Below are 21,162 nucleotides of genomic sequence, written 5' to 3' on the forward strand. Positions count from 1 at the left end.
GCTTGTTAGTGTGGAGATCGACGCTCTTCCCGGCGCCTTGGACGGAAAGCGTGTCCGCTTCCCGGTGCAGCGATTGCGGTGCAAAGCCCCCGGCGTTATTGCCGGCCTTCGCCATGCCCCAGCACGACGTATTTCAACGACGTCAGCCCTTCGAGCCCAACAGGCCCGCGGGCATGCAGCTTGTCGTTCGAAATGCCGATTTCCGCGCCGAGACCGAACTCGAAACCATCGGCGAAGCGCGTCGACGCGTTGACCATCACGCTTGCCGAATCGACTTCGCGCAGGAAACGCATCGCGCGGTCGTGGTCTTCGGTGACAATCGCATCGGTGTGCTGCGAGCTATACGTGTTGATGTGTTCGATCGCGGCATCAAGATGGTCGACCACTTTGATCGCCAGCACCGGCGCGAGATATTCGGTGCGCCAGTCTTCTTCAGTGGCATCGACGAGCGGACCAACGCCCGCGTCAGCCAGCACAGCGCGCGCGGCCGCATCCACACGCAACTCGACTTCCTTGCCGCGATACAACTTTCCCAAAGGCGGCAGCACTTCAGCAGCAATACCGCGCGCTACCAGCAACGTTTCCATCGTGTTGCAGGTGCCATAGCGGTGCGTCTTCGCGTTGTCGCAGACGGTGAGCGCCTTGGTCAGATCTGCGCGATCGTCGACGTACACGTGGCAGATGCCGTCGAGGTGCTTGATCATCGGCACGCGCGCTTCTTCCATCAAGCGTGCGATCAGGCTCTTGCCGCCGCGCGGCACGATCACGTCAACAAATTCGGTCATCGTGATTAGCGCGCCGACCGCCGCGCGATCTGACGTGGCCACTACCTGTACCGCGTCCTGCGGCAGACCGGCAGACTCAAGCCCTTCGCCGATCATCTTCGCCAATGCGGTGTTGCATTCGAGCGCTTCTGAGCCACCACGCAGAATCGTCGCGTTGCCCGACTTCAGGCACAACGCGGCGGCGTCGATCGTCACGTTCGGACGGGATTCATAGATGATGCCGATCACACCCAACGGCACGCGCATCTGGCCGACCTGGATGCCGCTAGGCCGGTACTTAAGATTGCTGATCTCGCCAATCGGATCCGGCAGCGCGGCGACCTGGCGCAAGCCTTCGACCATCGTCTTCAGCGCTTTGTCCGACAGCGTCAGACGATCGATGAACGCAGCGTCGAGACCTTTGTCGCGCGCACGCGCCACGTCACGCGCGTTAGCTTCCTTCAGCAGCGCCGCATCGCGTTCGATCGCGTGCGCGACGGCGGCAAGCGCGGCATTCTTCGCCGCCGTCGACGCACGCGCCATCGCACGCGAAGCGTGACGGGCGCGGCGGCCGAGGTCGGTCATGTACTGGTCGATATCCATGGTGATTCTCGTGGTGCCGCGCACGTTCACGTGCGGCGGACAGGCAGAATTAGCGAAACATCAAACGATTGTAAATCGGGCGGCGGCGCTTTGCTCACCGCGGCGGCCGGAGTGGCTAAGGCGAGGTCCTTGGCGCCATCAACGTCGACGGCACGAGACCTGATACGGCATCTGCAGCGACCATGACCAGGTGCCTTGTTCGCTGGGAAAACCTCACCGGCCCCGCGTCGACATGTCAGCCCCCCAGCCACTTTAGCTGCGTCAACCGTCCGGATCAGACTGGCCTTCGTGCCGGTACAGCTGCCGCAGAGCGAGGTCGTGGCGGCGGCACAGGTACCGTTTTCGGCGAAGCGACCGTCATTGCCAGTTCGAACAAGCCGTCCCACGGATCGGGCGGCGGATCGTTGCGATGATTGCCCGGCGTGCCGCCGGACAATCCCTTCACCTGCCGATCCAGCCGCGCCGCCAAAGCGAGCGCCTTTTCAAGCGCACCCTCAGTGACGCGCGACAGCGCTGGGCCGATCAGCCGCTCTCGCGGCCCCCAGACGCGGTTCTCGCGCACCAGCATCGCGAGCGGCTTGCCCGCCGCCACGCCGCGCTTGATCCGCAGCAATGTCCGCACTTCTTCGACAACCGCCCACAGCACCAGCACGGCTGCTTCACCTTCTCCGCGCAGGCCGTCAAGCATGCGCGACAAACGGCCAACGTCGCCCGCCAGCATCGCCTCGTTCAGCTTGAAAACGTCATAACGGGCGACGTTCAGCACAGCGTCCTGAATCTGCTCGAAGCTCAACGAACCAGCCGGATATAGCAGCCCGAGCTTCTGGATTTCCTGATGCGCCGCCAGCAGATTGCCTTCAACACGCTCGGCGATGAAGGCCAACGCGCGCCGCCCTTCTTCACCAGCGGCAACCCGCTGGCCCTGAGCCGCGAGCCGCTGGCCGACCCAATTCGGCAACTGCGCGCGCTCGACCGGATCGATCTTCAATGCCACGCCAGCATCGGACAGCGCGGTAAACCAAGCGGACTTTTGCGTGGCCGCATCGAGCCGCGGCAGCGTGACCATCGTCAGCACATCGTCATTCACGGCGGCAGCGAGCGCTTTCAGCGCATCCGCGCCTTCCTTGCCAGGCTTGCCCGACGGAATGCGCAACTCAACCAGTTGACGATCTCCGAACAGCGACATCGACTGGCTCGCGCCAAGCAGCGAGCTCCAGTCGAAACCACGCTCGACGGTGAACACCGAGCGGTCAGTAAAACCGGCTGCACGCGCCGTCGCGCGAATCCGGTCGCACGCCTCCTGCGCGAGCAGGTGCTCGTCGCCGTACACGACGTACAGTCCGGCGAGTCCCTTCGCGAGATGCGCTTCGAGCGCGTCAAGTCGCAGTTGCATGGCTACCGATCGGCGAGGTTAAACACGCGCATGTACACGTGCAATTAGCTAAACAAAGACACACAGCGCGACGCTCACAGCGGCGGCGGCGGCAACGGCGCACGCGGCGCAACCCCCGGCACCTGCTCACCCGGCGCCGGATGCAGCGAGCGCACCATCGACAGACGGCGCGACAACTGGTCGATCGCGTCGTTTTCCATGTCCGCGAACAGAAGGTCGGCTTCCGCAGCCTTGGCCTGCGAGAACTGGTCGCTATAGGTCATCGCGCGGTTCAGCGCGATCACGCTCGGCGGAATCAACACCGTGCCGTCCTTGCCGACCAGCGTGTAGTTCATCGAGAGATTCATCGCATACTCTTCGACGACACCGAGCGTGTTCAGCGTCAGCGTATTGATGCCACGGCCTTCCGTGATCTGCAGCGTTGCGTCGGCATTCGCGACCGAAGTGACCACCACCGTGTCGCTGCCGCCCTGCACGATACGCGTGAGCCGCGCGCCAGCTGCTGACGAACCGCCGGAGATAAAGAGTCGTTTGAATGCGTAGTCCTGTTGGCCGCGCAGCTGAAAGCCACAAGCGGACAACATCAGCACGCTGCACACCAGCGTCAATAACGATCTGCGAGTCACATTGGCTCCTGGTTCGCAGTAAATTCCGCGGCGCGGACAAGCGCCGCCGTGAGCGGCGGCGTCTTGCCAGCTGTCATGTTCTGGTGGGCTGTCAAACGACCACGTTCACGAGACGGCCCGGCACCACGACGATCTTCTTCGGTGCCTTGCCTTCGCTGAACTTCTCGACCGCCTCATGCGCGGCGGCAAGCTGTTCGATCGCTTCACGTGTCGCATCCTTCGACACCGTAAGCGCGCCGCGCACCTTGCCGTTCACCTGCAGCACGAGTTCGATTTCAGCCTGTTCGAGCGCCTGTTCGTCGACCTTCGGCCATGCTGCGTCGAGCAGCGAGCCGAATTCGTCGGCGTAACCGAGTTCCTGCCACAACTGGAACGTCTGATGCGGCACAACCGGATACAGCACGCGCAGCATCACGCTGTACGTCTCGCGCAGCACTGCCGGTTGCGCGCCCTTAGCGCTGTCGAGCGCGTTGAGCATCTTCATCGCCGCCGACACCACCGTGTTGTACTGCAAACGCTGGTAGTCGAAGTCGGCCTGCTTCAGCACGCTGTAGATCTCGCGGCGCAGCACCTTATCGACTTCGCCGAGTTGCGCGGCGTCGAACTTGCCGCCCGCGCGCAGCGCTGCTTCGTTCGCGTGACCAAAGCTCCACACGCGGCGCAGGAAACGGCTTGCGCCTTCCACACCCGAACCCGACCATTCGAGCTGCTGCTCGGGCGGCGCGGCGAACATCACGAACAGACGCGCGGTGTCCGCACCATGCTGATCGATCAGCAATTGCGGATCAACCCCGTTGTTCTTCGACTTCGACATCTTCTCGACGCCGCCGAGCACCACCGGCTGGCCGTCCGAATTTAGCACGGCGCCGACCGGGCGGCCCTTGTCGTCGAACGAGACGGTGACATCGGCCGGGTTGTACCAGGTCTTCTTACCCGCTTCGTTTTCGCGGTAGTAAGTTTCGTTGAGCACCATGCCCTGCGTCAGCAGGTTCCTGGCCGGCTCGCCGAACTCGATCAAGCCCATGTCGCGCATCACCTTCGCCCAGAAACGCGAGTACAAAAGGTGCAGAATCGCGTGCTCGATACCGCCGATGTACTGATCCATCGGCGCCCAGTAATCGGTACGCTCGTCGACCATAGTCTTCGCGTCCGGCGCCGCGTAGCGGTAGAAGTACCAGGACGAATCGACGAAGGTGTCCATCGTGTCGGTTTCGCGCTTCGCCGCGCCGCCGCAGGTCGGGCAGGTGCAGTTCACAAACGCTTCGGACTTCGCGAGCGGATTGCCCGTGCCGTCCGGCACGAGGTCTTCCGGCAGCACCACCGGCAGATCTTTTTCCGGCACCGGCACGTCGCCGCAGGTCGGGCAATGGATGATCGGGATCGGCGTGCCCCAGTAACGCTGGCGCGACACGCCCCAGTCACGCAGACGCCACGTGATCTGCTTGTCGCCGAGGCCGAGTGCTTTCAGATCGGCGGCGATCGCGTCGACTGCCTGCGTATAGTTCAGGCCGTCGTACTTGCCGCTGTTGATGCAGACGCCGCCTTCCTTCTCGCCATACCATTCCTGCCAGGCTTCGGTCGAGAATTCCTTGCCTTCGATTGCCACCACCTGCTTGATCGGCAGACCGTATTTCTTCACGAACGCGAAGTCGCGCTCGTCGTGCGCGGGCACGCCCATCACGGCGCCTTCGCCGTAGCTCATCAGCACGTAGTTGCCGATCCACACTTCGATCTGTTCCTGCGTCAGCGGATGCGTGACGTAGAAGCCTGTGCCCATGCCCTTCTTTTCCATCGTCGCGACGTCGGCTTCCGCCACGCCGCCGCGCTTGCATTCCTCGATGAAGGCCTGCAGTTCCGGCTTGTCTTGCGCGAGACGCGTGGCCAGCGGATGCTCGGCGGCGACCGCGCAGAAGGTCACGCCCATGATCGTGTCGGCACGCGTGGTGAACACGCGCAGCAGCTTCTGTTCACCGTCGATTTCATACGGGAAACCGAAGTTTACGCCGAAGCTCTTGCCGATCCAGTTCTGCTGCATGATCTTGACGCGCTCGGGCCAGCCGAGGCCTTCGAGGTCGTTCAGCAGTTCATCCGCGTACTGCGTGATGCGCATGTAGTACATCGGGATTTCGCGCTTTTCGATCAGCGCGCCCGAACGCCAACCGCGGCCGTCAATCACCTGCTCGTTGGCGAGCACGGTCTGATCGACCGGGTCCCAGTTGACGGTGCCGGTTTTCTTGTACGCGATGCCCTTTTCGAGCATCTTCAGGAACAGCCACTGATTCCACTTGTAGTAATCGGGGCTGCAAGTCGCGACTTCGCGCGACCAGTCGATCGCGAGGCCCATCGACTGCATCTGCTTCTTCATGTAAGCGATGTTGTCGTAGGTCCATTTCGCCGGCGGCACGTTGTTCGCCATCGCGGCGTTTTCCGCCGGCATGCCGAACGCGTCCCAACCCATCGGCATCAGCACGTTGTAGCCGTTCATCCGCAGATAGCGGTACATCACGTCGTTGATCGTGTAGTTCCGCACGTGGCCCATGTGCAGCTTGCCCGACGGATACGGCAACATCGAGACGCAATAGAACTTGGGTTTGTCGGTGGTTTCCGACGTCTTGTACGCGTCGATGGCGCGCCATTGCCCTTGCGCGGCGGCTTCGACGTCGGAGGGAACGTATTTTTCGTGCATGGTGTGATGGAATCGCTGGGTTCGGTGCTTCCGCACCGGGCCTGGTGCTCTGCTGGATGAAATGGCGTCGTTTCCCCTTCTGCGAGGGAAAGGGCTGATTATACCGTTCGCGGACGGGTGCGCCGCGTGGCGTGGCGCGCGGGTTCGACAGGGTCGCGCCTGAGCGGGCGCGGGGCCGCTAGCGCCGCTATGGCTTCGCGCCCGGCGGCGACGGATCCGTGACGAAACCGATCCGCTCGAGCCCGGCCTGCTGCGCCGCGCCCATCACCTGCGCGATCACCTCGTAGCGCGTCGAGCGCTCGGCGCTCAGGTGGATCTCCGGCTGGTCGGCCTGCGCCGCTTTGCCTGCTGCCATGAATTGCGCGCGCATCTGCTGCAGCGTAATGACGGTGCCGTTCCAGTACAGCTTGCCGGTGGCATCGATTGAAAGAGAAATGGTTTGCGGCGTTTGCCGCGCGGGCGCTGCCGCGACTTTGGGCAGGTCAAGCCGGATCGCGTGCGTGAATAAAGGCGCCGTAATGATAAAAATCACCAGCAGCACGAGCATCACGTCGATCAACGGCGTCATGTTGATCTCGGCCATCGGCGCGGCTGCCTGCTTTTTCTCGAGTCCGCCGAATGCCATATCGCCTCCTTGAGTCTTCCAGTCCCAGCGGTGCGCCTAGTGCGTCCCGGCGTGGGCCTGCTGAGGCTGCGGGTGGGGCCGAGGCTGATCCGCCGGCGCGCACACATAGGCGTGCAGGTCGTGCGCGAAGCCGTCGAGTTCCTCCGACAACTGCCGCACCATCCGTCCGAGCACGTTATAGGCAAGTACTGCCGGGATCGCGACCACCAGGCCGAAAGCCGTCATGATCAACGCCTCGCCAACTGGGCCCGCGACGTTCTCGATCTGCGCCTGACCGCTCGCCGCGATGCTGCCGAGCGCGTGATAGATACCCCAAACCGTGCCGAGCAGGCCGACGAACGGCGCCGTGCTGCCCACCGAGGCCAGCAGTACCTGGCCGAACTCGAGCCGCCGCTGCGATGCGTTGAGTGCCTGACGCAGCGCCCGCAATACCCGCTCGCCACGTTCGACGCGGGCAAGCAGCACACCAGGAATGTCCACTTCAGCGGCATGCAGCGCAGCCTCGGCGAGCGGCGTGAAGACGCGTTCGCGGTCCACTCGCCCCATTGCCGTGACGCCGTCCGACAACGTCGACGCCTGCCAGAACTGCGCGATCGCCGGCGTGGCCTGACGTTTGGCGCGCGTGAGGACCCAGCTTTTGACGATCAGAAAGCACCAGCTCGCAATCGACATAGCCAGCAACACGTACGCGACGCCATGTGTGATCGCGTCGCTGGTTTCCAGGTAATGGATGATGCCGCTGCTGCCTGCCATCTGACCTCGCTATCGGAAAGTGATTACAGGGGGCGTAACTGGGCCTGCACAGGCCCTGTGGATGCTCAGCGCAGGCCGAGCACGTCCTGCATGTCGAAGAAGCCGTTCTTGTGACCTTCGAGGAAACGTACAGCACGAAGCGCGCCTTGCGCATACGACAGGCGGCTCGCTGATTTGTGCGTGATTTCGATGCGCTCGCCGATGCCGGCAAACAGCACCGTATGGTCGCCGACGATATCGCCGCCGCGAATTGCCGAAAAACCGATCGTGGACGGATCGCGTTCGCCGGTCACGCCTTCGCGGCTGTAGACCGCGCAGTCGTCGAGATTGCGGCCGAGCGCATGGGCGATCACTTCGCCCATGGTCAGCGCCGTGCCGGATGGCGCGTCGATCTTGTGGCGGTGATGCGCCTCGATGATTTCGATGTCGTAGCCGGTCGCGAAATGCTTCGCGGCGTACTCGAGCAGCTTCAGTGTGACATTGACGCCCACGCTCATGTTTGACGAAAACATGACGGCGATCGTGTCCGCCGCGGCGCGCAGTTGCGCTTTCTGTTCGTTATCGAAACCGGTCGTGCCGATCACCACTTTGACGTTGTGGCGCTGCGCGGCTTCCAGATGCATCAGCGTGCCTTCGGGACGCGTGAAGTCGATCAGGTAGTCGGATTCGGCGAACACGCGTTCGAGGTTGTCCGTCAGCAGCACGCCCGTCTGTTTGCCGAGAAACGCACCGGCGTCCTGACCGAGTTGCGGGGAGCCCGCACGGTCGAGCGCACCGGACAGCGTGGCGTCGGAATCGTTGAGGACGGTTTCGATGAGCATCCGGCCCATACGGCCCGATGCGCCAGCAATGGCAATTTTCATGGCTACGAGGATTCGAAAGGGGTAAAACGCGACAAAACCCGGCAAATACGAGCAAACGCGGCGGTGGGCAGCACACCCGCGCGCCGCACATACAGGTACAGCAGAACGGCTGACGGGCGCTGCGCACGGTAGATTCCGACGCAGCGCCCGTCTTAACCGTCCCAAGAGAAGGACAGCGTGCTTAGCCGCCCGTTCCCGAAGATGCGGAAGAAGCGGGAGAAGCTGTAAGCGGCGCGTTCAACGTCGGGCCGCCGTTATTGCTTTGCGGGCCCGTCGGTCCCACCGGATTCTCCTGCGTACCCGGAACCTGCGGCGGCGGTGGACGGTGGAACTGGAACTGCGGCTGCCCGGCGGCCGTTGGGCCTTGCGACGGAATACCGCCACCATTGGCGGTCGGCGCGGTAGAGCGCACCGACGACTGCGTTTTGCCAGACGGCGACTGCACGGCATTGGTCAGGCGATTGGCGGCTTGCGCGGCTTCGGCGTTGGCATCCGTGGACGGCACGACCACTGCGGCGGCGCCATCGACCGACGGCGAACGCGTGGTGTCCACGGCAGCCGGCGCCGCAGCCACCGGCGCGCTGGCGCCAGTGGCTGCGCTTGCCACGTTCGGCACAGCTGCCTTCTTCTTGCCGAGCTTGTCGCCGTCGATTTCCGCCAGCAACTCGAGGTTCGACGGCAGATCTTCACCGCCCGTCCAGCTGGCGACGCGGTCGCCCGCGAACAAGATCACGAAGTCGCGCTGCTGCACGACGTTAGTCGAGCCGCGCTTGAAATAGAACACGTAGTCCCAGCGGTCCGCGTGGAACATGTCGGTCAACAGCGGTGTGCCGAGCAACTGCTTCACCTGCGCGCGCGACATGCCAACCTGCATCTGAGCAGCCGCTTCTTTCGAGACGAAATTGCCTTGCACCACCGTAATACGGTACGGGGTAATGCTTTGGGCAACGCGCTGCGTCAGGCTGTCGTAGGTGGAACATCCGGCAAGAACCGCGACAGTCGCAACAGCGATCAAGGTACCCCGCATGCGGCTCCCCCGGTAGATCAATTGAGATTTTGAAATCATTTCACTCACCGTGCGGGCCCGCTGACGAGCCGCGCGAGTTTCATTCCATCGAAGATGACCAGAACGGCAAAAACACATTACTATGAGAGCCCAGCATTGTACTCTAGGGATCCCTTGTCATGACCAATCCAACCGATCTCAAGAATATCGGGCTCAAGGCGACCCTTCCGCGCCTCAAAATCCTTGAGATTTTCCAGCATAGCCCAGTGCGCCACCTGACTGCAGAAGACGTCTACCGCAACCTGCTGCACGAAGAGCTCGATATCGGTCTCGCGACCGTGTATCGGGTGCTGACGCAGTTCGAGCAGGCCGGCCTGCTGTCGCGCAGCAATTTCGAATCGGGCAAAGCGGTGTTCGAATTGAACGAAGGGTCGCATCACGACCACCTCGTTTGTCTCGATTGCGGGCTCGTCGAAGAGTTTTTCGACTCCGAGATCGAAAGTCGCCAGCAATCCATCGCGAAGGAACGCGGCTTCAAGCTGCAGGAACATGCGCTGGCGCTGTACGGCGCGTGTACCAAGGAGAATTGCCCGCATCGCAAGCACCGAACCTGAGTGAGTGCGCTGCCGGCCGCGTCGGGGTGCGTGGTTCAGCTGGCAAAGAAAAAACCCGGTCGATGACAATCGGCCGGGTTTTTCTATGCGCGTGGCTCTGTGGCCGCGCGGGGACGCTAGCGCCGCGTTGCATGTTCGGCATTGCCGCCGCGTTGCGATTCCGGTCTATGCTAGCAACTTGGCGCCCCCCGACTCGAGCCTATTCGGCCAGCTCGACGCTCGCTTCGAACAACAGCCGCCACGGCTCGGCCAACGACAATTCATCGCAGTTGGGCTGCTCGCCGCCACGATCCACTACCACGAAATCGCTCACCTGATCGAGCGCCAGCAGCGGATGGTGCCAAACACCTTTCGCATAGTTCACGCCCTGCCAGCCATCGCTCCAGAACGCCCGCATCCGCGCCGGATCGAACTCACCCGCCGGTGCGACGACCACCAGATAGCGGCGCGCCGTTAAGGGAATGAAAGCCTGGCTGCCGAGCGGATGCCGCTCCATCATCGCGATCTCGATCGGCAGCGCGCGCGGTTGCGCCCGAAACAGGTTGATCAGCGGCCGGCCGCCGTGCTCCGTCACGTCGACGTTCGCGAGGTCGTGATAGCGCTCAGTCGTGCCGCCGTTGATCGGAAAATGGCGCGCGCCATCCAGTTCGATCACGTCGCCGAACGGCGCGAAGGCCGCGCGCGTCAGCCGTTCCACATGCAAGGTTTTCATCGACGCGACTCCGTTATGCGATCTCGCCCCACAAGCGCAGACGCGATACGCCGCCGTCCGGAAAGATATTGAAACGCACATGCGTCACCGGGCCGAGCGCGGCGATGTCGTCTGCGAACGTATGCACGTGGTCCATCTGCAGCTTCTGTTCGCCGAGCAGCACCGGCCAGAACATCGCCTGCGTGACGAGTGATTCATCCGTGCCGCCCATGACCGAGGCCGCCTGCAGCGAACAGCGATCGGGGTAATTGCCCTTGAAGTGCGCCGTATCGACTTCGATCTTACGAATCACGCCCGGGCGCGCGAGCGCGACGATCGCCCAGTCGTTGCCCGGCTCGCGACGGCGTCGCGTCTCCCAACCGTCGCCCATGTTGACGCCGCGGCCCGGCATCAGCATCTGCGAGGCCGGCCCGAAATGCTGGTTGTTCGCAGCGACAAGGTACGCGCCGTTTTCGATCGCGGCCAGATCCAGCAGCGTGCCGCGCTCGACGCGCTCCCAGTCGCGCTTCGGCTGGCCATACACGCGCAGACGCGCAAGACCACCGTCCGGATACAGATTCACGCGCAGATGGGTGAAGGCGCGCGCGTCGTTCACTTCGACGTAGTGGTGATGGTTGCCCTGCAGCGTGGTGGCCGGCACGAGCGTTTGCCAATCGGCGTTGTCGGGCGGAACGTCGTCGTCCACGTAGCACGCGTCGATCGACGCGGCCGGCGGGAAGTTGCCGGTGAAGTGACTCGTGTCCAGATCGACCCCGTACACGACGCCCGGCCGCGCGAGCCGGATCACGCAATAGTCATGACCGGTGGTGCGCTTGCGGCGGGTTTCCCAGCCGTCCATCCATTTGCCGTGGTCGTCGTACTTGCCGGGGATGAACACTGCCGGTTGCGGCTCGAGCATGCGTTCTTTCGGGGCGAAGAATTCGTCGCTCGCGTGAAGTGCCTGCGCGCCCAGACGCGGGTCGGCGAGGTTCATGTAGCGACGGGTGAAAGCGGGGGCGTTGGGGTCGAGGATCGGATTAGCCATAGTCTCAGTCAGGCAACGAAAAGTAAGGAAGAGGCGGCGGAGTCAGCGTATCCGCCGGGGCAGAACGCGCGCTGCGTTGGCGCGCTGATGAATAGCGATAGATCAGGCCAAAGGGCGGCGCAATCCCGCTCGGTCAGACGGCCGGCACATGTTCGCCAGCGGTCGGCTCGACGGCTGAGTCTTCGCCTGCGGGCACGTAGCGCAGCGCTGCGTCACGGTTCAGCACGCGATGGGCGCGCGCACGGTCGATGTCGTTTTCCCACACGGCGACCACCACCGTCGCCACGCAATTGCCGATCAGATTGGTCAACGCACGGGCAATGCCGACGAACCAGTCGACCGGCAAAATCAGCACGAGGCCGAGCACGGGGATCGCCGGAATCGCGGACAGCGTCGCAGCCAGGATCACGATTGCCGAGCCGGGAATGCCGTGCGCACCCTTCGACGTCACCAGCGACACCAGCACCACCACGATCAGGTCATGGATCGACAGCGGCGTGTTGGTGGCCTGCGCGATGAAAATCACCGCAAGCGTCAGATAGATGGAGAAGCCGTCCAGATTGAAGGAGTAGCCGGTCGGAATGACCAGCCCGACGGTCGAATCCTTGACGCCCATCCATTCGAGCTTGCGCATGATCTGCGGCAGCACGGCATCTGAGGAGGCTGTACCCAGCACGATCGAAAGCTCCTCGCGCAGATAGCGGATCAGCTTGAAGATGCTGAAGCCGGCCAGACGCATCACCACGCCCAGCACGACCGCCACGAACACGAAGCAGCTCGCGTAGAACACCAGCACTAGCATGCCGAGTTGCTTGAGCGACTCGACGCCATAGGTGCCCGTCGTGAACGCAATCGCGCCGAGCACGCCGAGCGGCGCGAGCTTGATGATGAAACCCATCACGCGGAAGAACACCTGCGAAAGCTCGTCGATCAGGCTGCTGACGCGCTGCGCCTTATTGCCCAGCAGCGACAGCGCCGAGCCGAACAGCACCGAAAACACGAGGATTTGCAGGATATCGCCGGTGGCGAATGCGTTGATCGCCGTGTCGGGGATGATCTTCAGCAGAAAGCCAGCCGTGTCCTTGAGGCTCTTCGCGTGCTCGGTGTAGGTCGACAGCGAAGCGGGGTCGAGCGAATGCAGGTTGATATTCATGCCGACGCCAGGCCGTGTTGCATAGGCCAGCACCGCGCCGATCACGAGCGCAATCGTCGTCATGATCTCGAAGTAGATCACCGCCTTTAACCCGACGCGACCGACTTTGCGCAGATCGCCGGCATGCGCCATACCGCTCACCACCACACAGAAGACGATCGGGCCGATCACCATCTTGATCAGCTTGAGAAAGCCGTCGCCAAGCGGGCGCAGCGTTTGGGCGAAATGCGGGAACACGGCACCGATCACAATGCCCGCCACCAGCGCTATGACGACCCGGCCAAACAGTGAATTGAAGAACTTCAACACGGCTTCCTCCAGATTAGCATTCACATCTGTTCAGACTGGTCCGACCAGTGCTGTTATGGCGAATAGTAGGAAGCCGATATACTGGCGTCAAGGATTCATTAAATAGCGTTTACCCGCTGTCTGCCGCGCATTTTCTGGCCTGATTGCACGTCCTGGACTGCTACCCGTACGAGCGTTCAGAACGCGTATTACAATGCCGGTCAGACCGCGCACCCAAGTGAGCCACGATGAAAAACGTTCCGCACACCGTCACCGATGCCGCCATCGCGACCATCCGCGAACGGATCGAAGCGGGCGTCTATCCGGTGGGCAGTTTGTTGCCGGCGCAACGTCAGCTCTCGGAGGAACTGGCGATCAGCCGCGCCTCGCTGCGCGAGGCGCTCTCGACGCTTGAGGCGCTCGGTCTGCTGATGATCCGCCCCGGTAAGGGTGTGTATGTGAAAAGTGCGCAGGCCGCGGCCGCGCAACCGTGGCGCTTCGCGGAGCAGTCGTCGCTGCCGGATACCTACCAGATGCGCTTCGCGCTGGAAGGCTTTATCGCGCGCATGGCGGCGCTGGCCGTCAGCGATTCCGACCTCGCCTGGTTCGAAGACAACATCGCGGCCATGCAGACGGCGCTCGCCTGCGACGAGCTCGACGAAGCCGCCCGCCTCGACTACGACTTCCACATGCGCATTGTGAGCATTGCCGGCAACGCGGCGATCGAATCGATCCTGAGCAGTGCCGCGGAGATCATGAAGGAAAGTCAGCGGATGCCGTTTTATCGGCGTGAACTGGTGCTGTCCACGTACACCGAGCATCGGGCAATTCTCGATGCGCTCAAGGCGCGCGATTCAGCGGCGGCCGGCAAAGCCATCGAAACGCACATCTCGAACGCAGCGCAACGCGCCGGCGTTTATTTCCCGACTCCACAGGCGTAAAAAAGCCGCTCCGAAGAGCGGCCTTTTTTCCGTTACCCCGCCACCGACCCAAGGCCGGCAGCAGAGGCACACGAAGCTAGAACAAGCTTACTTCGCGTTGGCCAGCGCCACAGCCGTGTCCAGCATGCGGTTCGAGAAGCCCCACTCGTTGTCGTACCAGCTCGACACCTTCACCAGACGGCCCGACACCTTGGTCAGCGTTGCGTCGAACGTCGACGAAGCCGGATTGTGGTTGAAGTCGATCGAGACCAGCGGCGCCTCGTTGTAACCGAGAATGCCCTTCAGCGAGCCTTCCGACGCCTCCTTCATGATCGCGTTGACTTCTTCGACCGTCGTGTCGCGCGCGGCGATGAACGACAGGTCGACGACCGACACGTTGATGGTCGGGACGCGAATCGCGTAACCGTCCAGCTTGCCGTTCAGTTCCGGCAGCACGAGGCCCACAGCCGATGCAGCACCGGTCTTGGTCGGGATCTGGCTGTGCGTGGCCGAGCGCGCGCGGCGCAGGTCTTCGTGGTACACGTCCGTCAGAACCTGGTCGTTCGTGTACGCGTGGATCGTGGTCATCAGACCGTTCACCAGGCCGATCTTGTCGTTCAGCGGCTTGACGAGCGGTGCCAGGCAGTTGGTCGTGCACGATGCGTTCGAGATCACCGTGTCCGATGCCTTCAGCACGTTGTGATTCACGCCGTAGACGATCGTTGCGTCGACGTCTTTACCGCCCGGCGCCGAGATGATGACCTTCTTTGCGCCGCCCTTGATGTGCGCGCTGGCCTTTTCCTTGGTCGTGAAAAAGCCCGTGCATTCCATCACGACGTCGACGTTCAGCTCGCCCCACGGCAGTTCTGCCGGGTTGCGGTTAGCCAGCACGCGGATCTTGTCGCCGTTGACGACCAGGTAGTCGCCGTCCACCGACACTTCGCCCGGGAACTTGCCGTGAGCAGTGTCGTATTGCGTCAGGTGAGCGTTGGTCTTGGCATCGCCAAGATCGTTGATGGCGACGATTTCGATATCGTGCTTCTTGCCGTTTTCATAGAAGGCGCGCAGCGTGTTGCGGCCGATCCGGCCGTAGCCGTTGATTGCGACGCGAATCGTCATGATCTATCTCCTGATGGCTGAAAAAAAATCTTCCATGTTCGTCTGCCCTTGCGGCGCAACCACGCGTGGGGTACGCGCGGCCGCGCTTACCGAAGGTCAGCCGAGTGCGGCTTTGGCCGTCTCTACCACGTTCTCGACGGTGAAGCCGAAATGCTTGAACAGCACGCCAGCCGGGGCCGATTCGCCGAACGTGTCAATGCCGACCACGCCGCCTTCCAGACCCACGTACTTGCGCCAGAAATCCGTAACGCCCGCTTCGATCGCGACGCGGCGCACGCCCTTCGGCAGCACGCGTTCACGGTACTCGGCGTCCTGCCTGTCGAACACGGTGGTCGACGGCATGGACACGACGCGTGCCGCGATGCCTTCGCGAGCCAGCGGCTCGACTGCGTTCAACGCCAGTTCGATTTCCGAACCGGTGGCGATCAGGATGACCTTGCGCGCGACGATCTCGTCGTTCCAGTCGCGCAGCACGTAACCACCCTTCTCGATATTGGCGATCTGCGCGTCAGTACGCTCCGAGAACGGCAGGTTCTGACGGCTGAAGATCAAGCACGACGGGCCGTGATGCTCGACCGCGTGGGTCCAGGCCACCGCCGTTTCGACCGTATCAGCCGGGCGCCACACTTGCAGATTCGGAATCAGACGCAGGCTCGCGACGTGTTCGACCGACTGGTGGGTCGGGCCGTCTTCGCCCAGACCGATCGAGTCGTGCGTGAACACGAAGATCGACGGCGACTTCATCAACGCGGCGACGCGCAGCGCGTTGCGGCTGTAGTCCGAGAACGTCAGGAACGTGCCGCCGAAGGCCTTGAAGCCACCATGCAGCGCGATGCCGTTGATCGCTGCGCTCATGCCGAATTCGCGCACGCCGTAGTTCACGTAGTTGCCGGCAGCCTTGCCTTCAGCGTTCACACGCACCGGCTTGGCGGCCTTCCAGTTGGTCAGGTTCGAACCGGTCAGGTCGGCGGAACCGCCGAGCAGTTCAGGCAACACGGCCGACAAACCTTCGATAGCCTGCTGCGATGCCTTACGCGTCGCGACCGTTTCCTTGCGTTCGTTCGCGCCGGCGATAATGGCCTTGGCCTTTTCCTTCCAGTCGGCGGGCAATTGCTTCGCGTCGCGGCGCTTGAATTCAGCGGCTTCCTGCGGGTATTTGGCTGCGTACGCGGCAAACACCTTGTCCCAATCGGATTCGTTGCGTGCGCCGGCTTCCGTCGCGTCCCATGCCGCATAGACTTCCTGCGGAATCACGAACGGCTCCCACTTCCAGCCGATCGCTTCGCGCGTTGCTGCGATTTCCTTGTCGCCGAGCGGCGAGCCGTGCGAATCGTGGCTGCCCGACTTGGTCGGCGCGCCTTCGCCGATCACGGTCTTGCAGCAGATCAGCGTCGGCTTGTCCGATTGCTTGGCATGCTTGATTGCCGCGTCCACCGCGTCGACGTCATGGCCGACCACGTTCGGGATCACGTTCCAGCCGTACGCTTCGAAGCGCTTCGGCGTGTCGTCGTGGAACCAGTGAACCACTTCGCCGTCGATCGAGATGCCGTTGTCGTCGTAGAACGCGATCAGCTTGTTCAGCTTCAGCACACCCGCGAGCGAGCAGGCTTCGTGCGAGATGCCTTCCATCAGGCAGCCGTCACCCACGAACACGTACGTGTGGTGGTCGACGATCTTTGCGTCAGACTTGTTGAATTCGGTGGCAAGCAGCGATTCGGCGAGCGCCATGCCGACCGCATTGGCCAGACCCTGGCCGAGCGGGCCGGTGGTGGTCTCGACGCCCTGCGTGATGCCGTATTCCGGGTGACCCGGCGTCTTCGAATGCATTTGACGGAAGTTCTTCAGCTCTTCCATCGGCAGATCGTAGCCGGTCAGATGCAGCAGCGAGTACAGCAGCATCGAGCCGTGGCCGTTCGACAGCACGAAGCGGTCACGATCGGCCCATTGCGGGTTCTTCGGGTTGTGACGCAGATGGCGCGACCACAAAGCCACGCCGATTTCTGCCATGCCCATCGGCATGCCGGGGTGGCCGGAGTTCGCTTTTTGAACGGCGTCCATGGACAACGCGCGGATTGCGTTAGCCATCAGGGAGGTGGGTGCGGGAGACGGGGTCGTCATGTCGAGTCCGGAGACAGAGTCAGAAGGCGGTGCGCGCTTGAGGCCCGGATGCTCGAATGCCAGTCCACTTCGGCGCACGGTGCGGCGCCAGGAGACGCGAAACGGGCAGAGCAAACGGACAAGGCTGAAAGCGTGACATTCTAACAGAACGTTGCCCGGCACCCGCGCGCAAAGCCCGCCTCGCTGCCTGGTTCCTGCCTGGCTCCGCGCTGGTTTTTGGTTCGGTGCGAGCTGATTCCTGGCTGGCCGTGTGCCGGTTTCGAGCCGGCGCTTCATGCAGATGGGGGCCACGCCGCGCTTGCGCCTTTACAATTGAGCGACACCAACCCATCGCTCTCCCGACGGAGCCCGACATCCGTGAGCGCTCCCCTGCTGTTCCACCCCACCGCCGACGCCGTCTACGGATTTCCGAATGCGCGGCGGCTTGCGCGCGTCGATTCACCCTATCAGCGGATCGAGGTATGGGACACGCCGCAGCTCGGCCGGCTGTTTACGCTCGACGGCCGCGCGATGACCTCCACCGGCGACGAATTCATCTATCACGAATGCATGGTGCATCCGGCCGCGCTGGCGCATCTATCGCCGAAAGCCGCGCTGGTGCTGGGCGGCGGCGATGGCGGCGCCGCGCGGCAATTGCTGAAGCACCCGGGCATCGAGCGGATCGTAGTGGCGGAGCTCGATGCCGAGGTCGTGCGCATGACCCGCGAGTATCTGCCCGAGGTGCACGGCGGCGCTTTCGATGATCCGCGGGTCGAGCTGGTGATCGGCGACGCCGCGGATTTCGTCGCGAGGGTCGTCCATACGCAATTTGACCTGGTCGTCTTCGACCTGACGCCGCCCGACTCACCCGCGTCAGGCCTCTACACCCCGGATTTCTACATGCAGCTCAAGCGCGTCATGAGCCCAACCGCCGCGCTCTCGCTGCACCTCGGTTCTCCCTATTTCCACGCGGAACGCGTCGCCAGCCTGCTCAACGATTTACGCGACGCCTTCTCCGTCGTGCGCACAATGAGCACCTTCATCCCGCTCTACGGCTCGCTCTGGATGATGGCGACGGCCAGCGACACACTCGACCCCGCCGCCCTCACCGCCGAAGCCCTCTCCGAGCGCCTTGCCGAACGCCGAATCGACTCTTTGAAACACTACGACCCAGCCCTGCACGCCGGACTACTCTCGGCATCCCGGTCCGTGCGCGATAAACTAAGTCAATTCTTAAAGCCATCAAGCTAACGCGTGGGCAAAATGCACGGTTCGGTCGGCGCGCGCTATCTATGAATCGATACGCAACCGCCCGCCTGGCCTCGCAGCATGCATCCCGCAACCCCAATAGATCCGGAGAACCCCATGACCGCCTCCCGCCCAGCCGGTGTGCCCTGGTTGACCCCCTATCTGACGGTGCGCGACGCACGTGCCGCCACGGCGTTCTTCGAAGCGGCATTCGGCTTCGAGGTACGTGACAGCGTCCAGGACGACGGTGTCGTCATGCATGTCGAGATGACCTATCAAGGCCAGCTGATCGTGATGTTCGCGCCGGAAGGCGCGTTCGGCTCGGCGGCGAAAACACCCAAAAGCGCGGGCGCGATTGCGCCGCAATCGTTCTATGTCTATGTCGACGATGTCGACGCGGTTTACACGCGGGCGCTGGCCGCCGGCGCAAAATCGCTGAGCGAGCCACAGGATCAATTCTGGGGCGACCGGTTTGCCCAGGTCGAAGATCTGGACGGCTACCGTTGGGCGCTCGCTCGCCACCTTTCCTGAACCAATGAGTATTTTTCTGATGCCTCGCTTCTTCGTCGGTACGCCTCTCAAACCCGACGACATCATGCAGTTGCCCGATGACGTCACGCGCCACATCCTCGTGCTGCGTTTGCAGCCCGGTGATTCGATCGTGCTTTTCAACGGCGAAGGCGGCGAATACAGCGCCGAACTCGTCGAGGTCGAACGCCGCTCGGCCAAAGTGAGAATTCACGAGTTCCGCAATATCGAAGTGGAAGCGCCGTATCACCTCACGCTCGCGCAGGGCATCGCCGGTGGCGACAAGATGGACTGGCTCATCGAGAAGGCGGTCGAGCTCGGGTCAGCGTGTTTCGTGCCGCTGACCACCACGCGCAGCGTCGTGCGTCTTTCCGGCGATCGCGCGCAGCGACGGCATGTGCATTGGCAAGGCATCGTACGCGCGTCGTGCGAACAGTGCGGGCGCAATCGACTGCCGGAAGTGATGCCGGTGCGCGAGATCGCCACGTGGCTCGGCGCGCTGCCCCGCACGCCTGAAGAAGGCGAAATGCGCATTCTGCTGTCGCCGCGCGCCAGCATCAGCTTTTCGGCGCTGCCCGTTAATCCGCCGTTCGGGCGCGTGACCGTGCTGGTCGGCCCGGAAGGCGGTTTTTCGGCGGCGGAAGAAGCCGCTGCGACTGATCACGGATTTACCGCCGTCGGCCTCGGTCCGCGTGTGTTGCGCACGGAAACCGCGGGTATTGCCGTGCTCTCGGCGTTGGCAGCTCGCTGGGGCGCCTGGTAAGTCAAAAACAAAAGCAAAGGCCCGCCAATTGGCGGGCCTTTCTCTTTCTTTACAGCGGTAAGCGGTACTCAGGCACCCCATTCAAGCAAAGTGCTCGGGCCCACCTTACGCAAACGAATAAAACACGCGGAACGCAACCTTGCGCTCGGCCCAGAATTCGGATGCTTCGCGGAACACGTCCAGTAGCGTCTCGCGCCCTTCCTTGTCGAACTTTTGCGCGACCGGAAGTTGCTCAAGCACGATCACGAACCCAGGCTGCGCGCCTGCCTTATGGACCAGATCGGTCAGGCAATCGTAGAGCGCATCGTAATTCTTGCCGAAATGCTTCGGAAACAGGAACGACGTAGCAATGGTCTCCAGCACTTCCTGTTTGGACTGTGCGTTCGCGCAGTACGCGTACAGAAAGTGCTGGCCGAGCTGGTTGGCCTCGTCAGCGAGATCCTGCACGCGAAAGGCGCGGATCGACTGTACGATGTTCGGTCGTACGGTCTTGAAAAGACTCATGGGCTCCTCGTTCGATGAAAGCACAGTGCTGGCTTCGCTCTGGTTATCCCGGCCCTGGTCGCCGGCGCGCATTCGCATGACGCGCTGGAACAAATTGCCGTCGCCGGCCGCGAAAAGATCCGTCGCGACTCCGGAGTCGTGCGCGTAGACGTTGTCGCTCATGCCGTTCATCCCGATGTCATTCAACAATACGATTAAAACTGGTGTAGTGGTCGTCCGAGTAGTAGCAGTTGTCGATCCGCTGTACCGGACCTCCGCAGACGATGCGACGCGCCCCGCGGTTTCGTGAACGAGGCGTGGGAACGGTGTATTCGTGGTAAAAACCGCGCCGATGCGGCGGTAGCAACCGTTCGCGATTGCCGAATACGATGCCGTCCTTCTCATACGGGTAAGGCCCGCCCGCGGCAATCAAGTTCAATGTATTGACCGCTTCGCGCGGCAACTGTGCCGCCGCGATAGTGCCCTGCACCTGAGCTTGTGTATCGGCAGATGCCGTGTAGTCGCGCGCAAACGCGCCAGACACGGAGCCTGATAAAGCGCAGAGCGTCAAAGCACCGATCAGCACGCCTTTAATGCGCCGCCACTTGCGTGCCATGAATCAAGGTTCCCCGCTGTTAGATCACGAGTTTGACGACCATGAAAGTCGTAAGGGTATCGCTAAAACCCCACAGAATCAACGTTCGCCGGACAGGCAAAAGCTTCCAATCGCGTGGGAAAGAGCCACGGAACGGGCTTTGACGACTTTTGACAGAATATTTAGCTTGTGCAGGCTAAAATTAACCCAACGAAGCAAAATGAGGCGGGCCCAAGCCCACGGGGCGCCCATTGCGCAGCCCATTCCCCTCTAACGAAAGCCTTGCGGTTTCCGCAGTC

At 62.6% G+C, this 21,162-nt stretch carries 20 protein-coding genes; 5 read left to right on the plus strand and 15 right to left on the minus strand.

Going from position 1 to position 21,162, the window contains the following annotated elements; translation table 11 throughout:
• Positions 1–95 precede the first annotated feature (95 nt).
• The 8 genes from PQQ86_RS16875 to PQQ86_RS16910 form a co-directional block, all read right to left on the minus strand.
• On the minus strand, positions 96–1,367 hold the full coding sequence (locus tag PQQ86_RS16875; protein WP_408268848.1) for a glutamate-5-semialdehyde dehydrogenase: 1,272 nt from the start codon (positions 1,365–1,367) through the stop codon (positions 96–98).
• Between the two features lie 274 nt (positions 1,368–1,641).
• A complete protein-coding gene (gene holA / locus PQQ86_RS16880) occupies positions 1,642–2,760 on the minus strand; it encodes a DNA polymerase III subunit delta (protein WP_408268851.1) in 1,119 nt (372 codons plus the stop codon).
• A gap of 74 nt (positions 2,761–2,834) precedes the next feature.
• Positions 2,835–3,386: an LPS-assembly lipoprotein LptE gene (locus PQQ86_RS16885; RefSeq protein WP_408268854.1), complete on the minus strand. Its 552-nt coding sequence runs from the start codon at positions 3,384–3,386 to the stop codon at positions 2,835–2,837.
• A 91-nt stretch (positions 3,387–3,477) separates the two neighbouring features.
• Positions 3,478–6,072 carry a leucine--tRNA ligase gene (gene leuS, locus PQQ86_RS16890; protein WP_408268856.1) on the minus strand — a complete coding sequence of 865 codons (2,595 nt, stop codon included), beginning with the start codon at positions 6,070–6,072 and terminating at the stop codon, positions 3,478–3,480.
• A gap of 187 nt (positions 6,073–6,259) precedes the next feature.
• Positions 6,260–6,697 (minus strand): ExbD/TolR family protein, encoded by a 438-nt coding sequence (locus PQQ86_RS16895; protein ID WP_408268859.1) that lies wholly within the window; start codon positions 6,695–6,697, stop codon positions 6,260–6,262.
• Between the two features lie 36 nt (positions 6,698–6,733).
• Positions 6,734–7,450: a MotA/TolQ/ExbB proton channel family protein gene (locus PQQ86_RS16900; RefSeq protein ID WP_408268862.1), complete on the minus strand. Its 717-nt coding sequence runs from the start codon at positions 7,448–7,450 to the stop codon at positions 6,734–6,736.
• A gap of 65 nt (positions 7,451–7,515) precedes the next feature.
• Positions 7,516–8,313, minus strand: coding sequence for a 4-hydroxy-tetrahydrodipicolinate reductase (gene dapB, locus PQQ86_RS16905; protein WP_408268865.1), 798 nt, complete (start codon positions 8,311–8,313; stop codon positions 7,516–7,518).
• A gap of 181 nt (positions 8,314–8,494) precedes the next feature.
• Positions 8,495–9,340, minus strand: coding sequence for an outer membrane protein assembly factor BamE (locus PQQ86_RS16910; protein WP_408270324.1), 846 nt, complete (start codon positions 9,338–9,340; stop codon positions 8,495–8,497).
• A gap of 158 nt (positions 9,341–9,498) precedes the next feature.
• Between PQQ86_RS16910 and fur the strand changes: the two genes are divergently transcribed.
• Complete coding sequence (gene fur / locus PQQ86_RS16915) at positions 9,499–9,933, plus strand: ferric iron uptake transcriptional regulator (RefSeq protein ID WP_408268868.1); 435 nt, start codon at positions 9,499–9,501, stop codon at positions 9,931–9,933.
• Positions 9,934–10,132: 199 nt separating this feature from the next.
• Here fur and PQQ86_RS16920 read toward each other — a convergent pair whose 3' ends face one another.
• The 3 genes from PQQ86_RS16920 to PQQ86_RS16930 form a co-directional block, all read right to left on the minus strand.
• Positions 10,133–10,645 (minus strand): ureidoglycolate lyase, encoded by a 513-nt coding sequence (locus PQQ86_RS16920; RefSeq protein WP_408268871.1) that lies wholly within the window; start codon positions 10,643–10,645, stop codon positions 10,133–10,135.
• Positions 10,646–10,658: 13 nt separating this feature from the next.
• Positions 10,659–11,669: an allantoicase gene (gene alc, locus PQQ86_RS16925; protein ID WP_408268874.1), complete on the minus strand. Its 1,011-nt coding sequence runs from the start codon at positions 11,667–11,669 to the stop codon at positions 10,659–10,661.
• Between the two features lie 133 nt (positions 11,670–11,802).
• On the minus strand, positions 11,803–13,131 hold the full coding sequence (locus tag PQQ86_RS16930) for a C4-dicarboxylate transporter DctA (RefSeq protein WP_408270327.1): 1,329 nt from the start codon (positions 13,129–13,131) through the stop codon (positions 11,803–11,805).
• A gap of 227 nt (positions 13,132–13,358) precedes the next feature.
• Here PQQ86_RS16930 and PQQ86_RS16935 point away from each other — a divergent pair, with 227 nt between their 5' ends.
• Complete coding sequence (locus PQQ86_RS16935) at positions 13,359–14,051, plus strand: FadR/GntR family transcriptional regulator (RefSeq protein WP_408268877.1); 693 nt, start codon at positions 13,359–13,361, stop codon at positions 14,049–14,051.
• Positions 14,052–14,138: 87 nt separating this feature from the next.
• On the opposite strand, the gene gap is transcribed toward PQQ86_RS16935, so the two are convergent.
• Together gap and tkt are read right to left on the minus strand one after the other, a co-directional pair.
• Positions 14,139–15,149, minus strand: a complete 1,011-nt coding sequence (gap, locus tag PQQ86_RS16940; protein ID WP_106285226.1) for a type I glyceraldehyde-3-phosphate dehydrogenase — start codon at positions 15,147–15,149, stop codon at positions 14,139–14,141.
• Between the two features lie 96 nt (positions 15,150–15,245).
• Positions 15,246–17,267 carry a transketolase gene (gene tkt, locus PQQ86_RS16945; protein WP_408268880.1) on the minus strand — a complete coding sequence of 674 codons (2,022 nt, stop codon included), beginning with the start codon at positions 17,265–17,267 and terminating at the stop codon, positions 15,246–15,248.
• Positions 17,268–17,624: 357 nt separating this feature from the next.
• Here tkt and speE point away from each other — a divergent pair, with 357 nt between their 5' ends.
• The 3 genes from speE to PQQ86_RS16960 all read left to right on the plus strand — a co-directional run bounded on the left by speE (position 17,625) and on the right by PQQ86_RS16960 (position 19,785).
• Entirely contained in the window at positions 17,625–18,497 is an 873-nt protein-coding gene (gene speE, locus PQQ86_RS16950; protein WP_408268883.1) for a polyamine aminopropyltransferase, read from the plus strand.
• A 114-nt stretch (positions 18,498–18,611) separates the two neighbouring features.
• Positions 18,612–19,025, plus strand: coding sequence for a VOC family protein (locus PQQ86_RS16955; protein WP_054034519.1), 414 nt, complete (start codon positions 18,612–18,614; stop codon positions 19,023–19,025).
• 19 nt (positions 19,026–19,044) lie between these two features.
• Positions 19,045–19,785, plus strand: coding sequence for a 16S rRNA (uracil(1498)-N(3))-methyltransferase (locus tag PQQ86_RS16960; protein ID WP_408268886.1), 741 nt, complete (start codon positions 19,045–19,047; stop codon positions 19,783–19,785).
• A gap of 105 nt (positions 19,786–19,890) precedes the next feature.
• Here the strand turns inward: PQQ86_RS16960 and PQQ86_RS16965 are convergent, their stop codons facing one another.
• A complete protein-coding gene (locus PQQ86_RS16965) occupies positions 19,891–20,451 on the minus strand; it encodes a barstar family protein (protein ID WP_093635748.1) in 561 nt (186 codons plus the stop codon).
• Between the two features lie 16 nt (positions 20,452–20,467).
• Positions 20,468–20,884 carry a ribonuclease gene (locus PQQ86_RS16970; RefSeq protein ID WP_408268889.1) on the minus strand — a complete coding sequence of 139 codons (417 nt, stop codon included), beginning with the start codon at positions 20,882–20,884 and terminating at the stop codon, positions 20,468–20,470.
• Positions 20,885–21,162: the final 278 nt, after the last annotated feature.

This window comes from Paraburkholderia sediminicola (genome assembly GCF_046026675.1).
GTDB classification, from domain to species: Bacteria; Pseudomonadota; Gammaproteobacteria; order Burkholderiales; family Burkholderiaceae; genus Paraburkholderia; species Paraburkholderia sediminicola_F.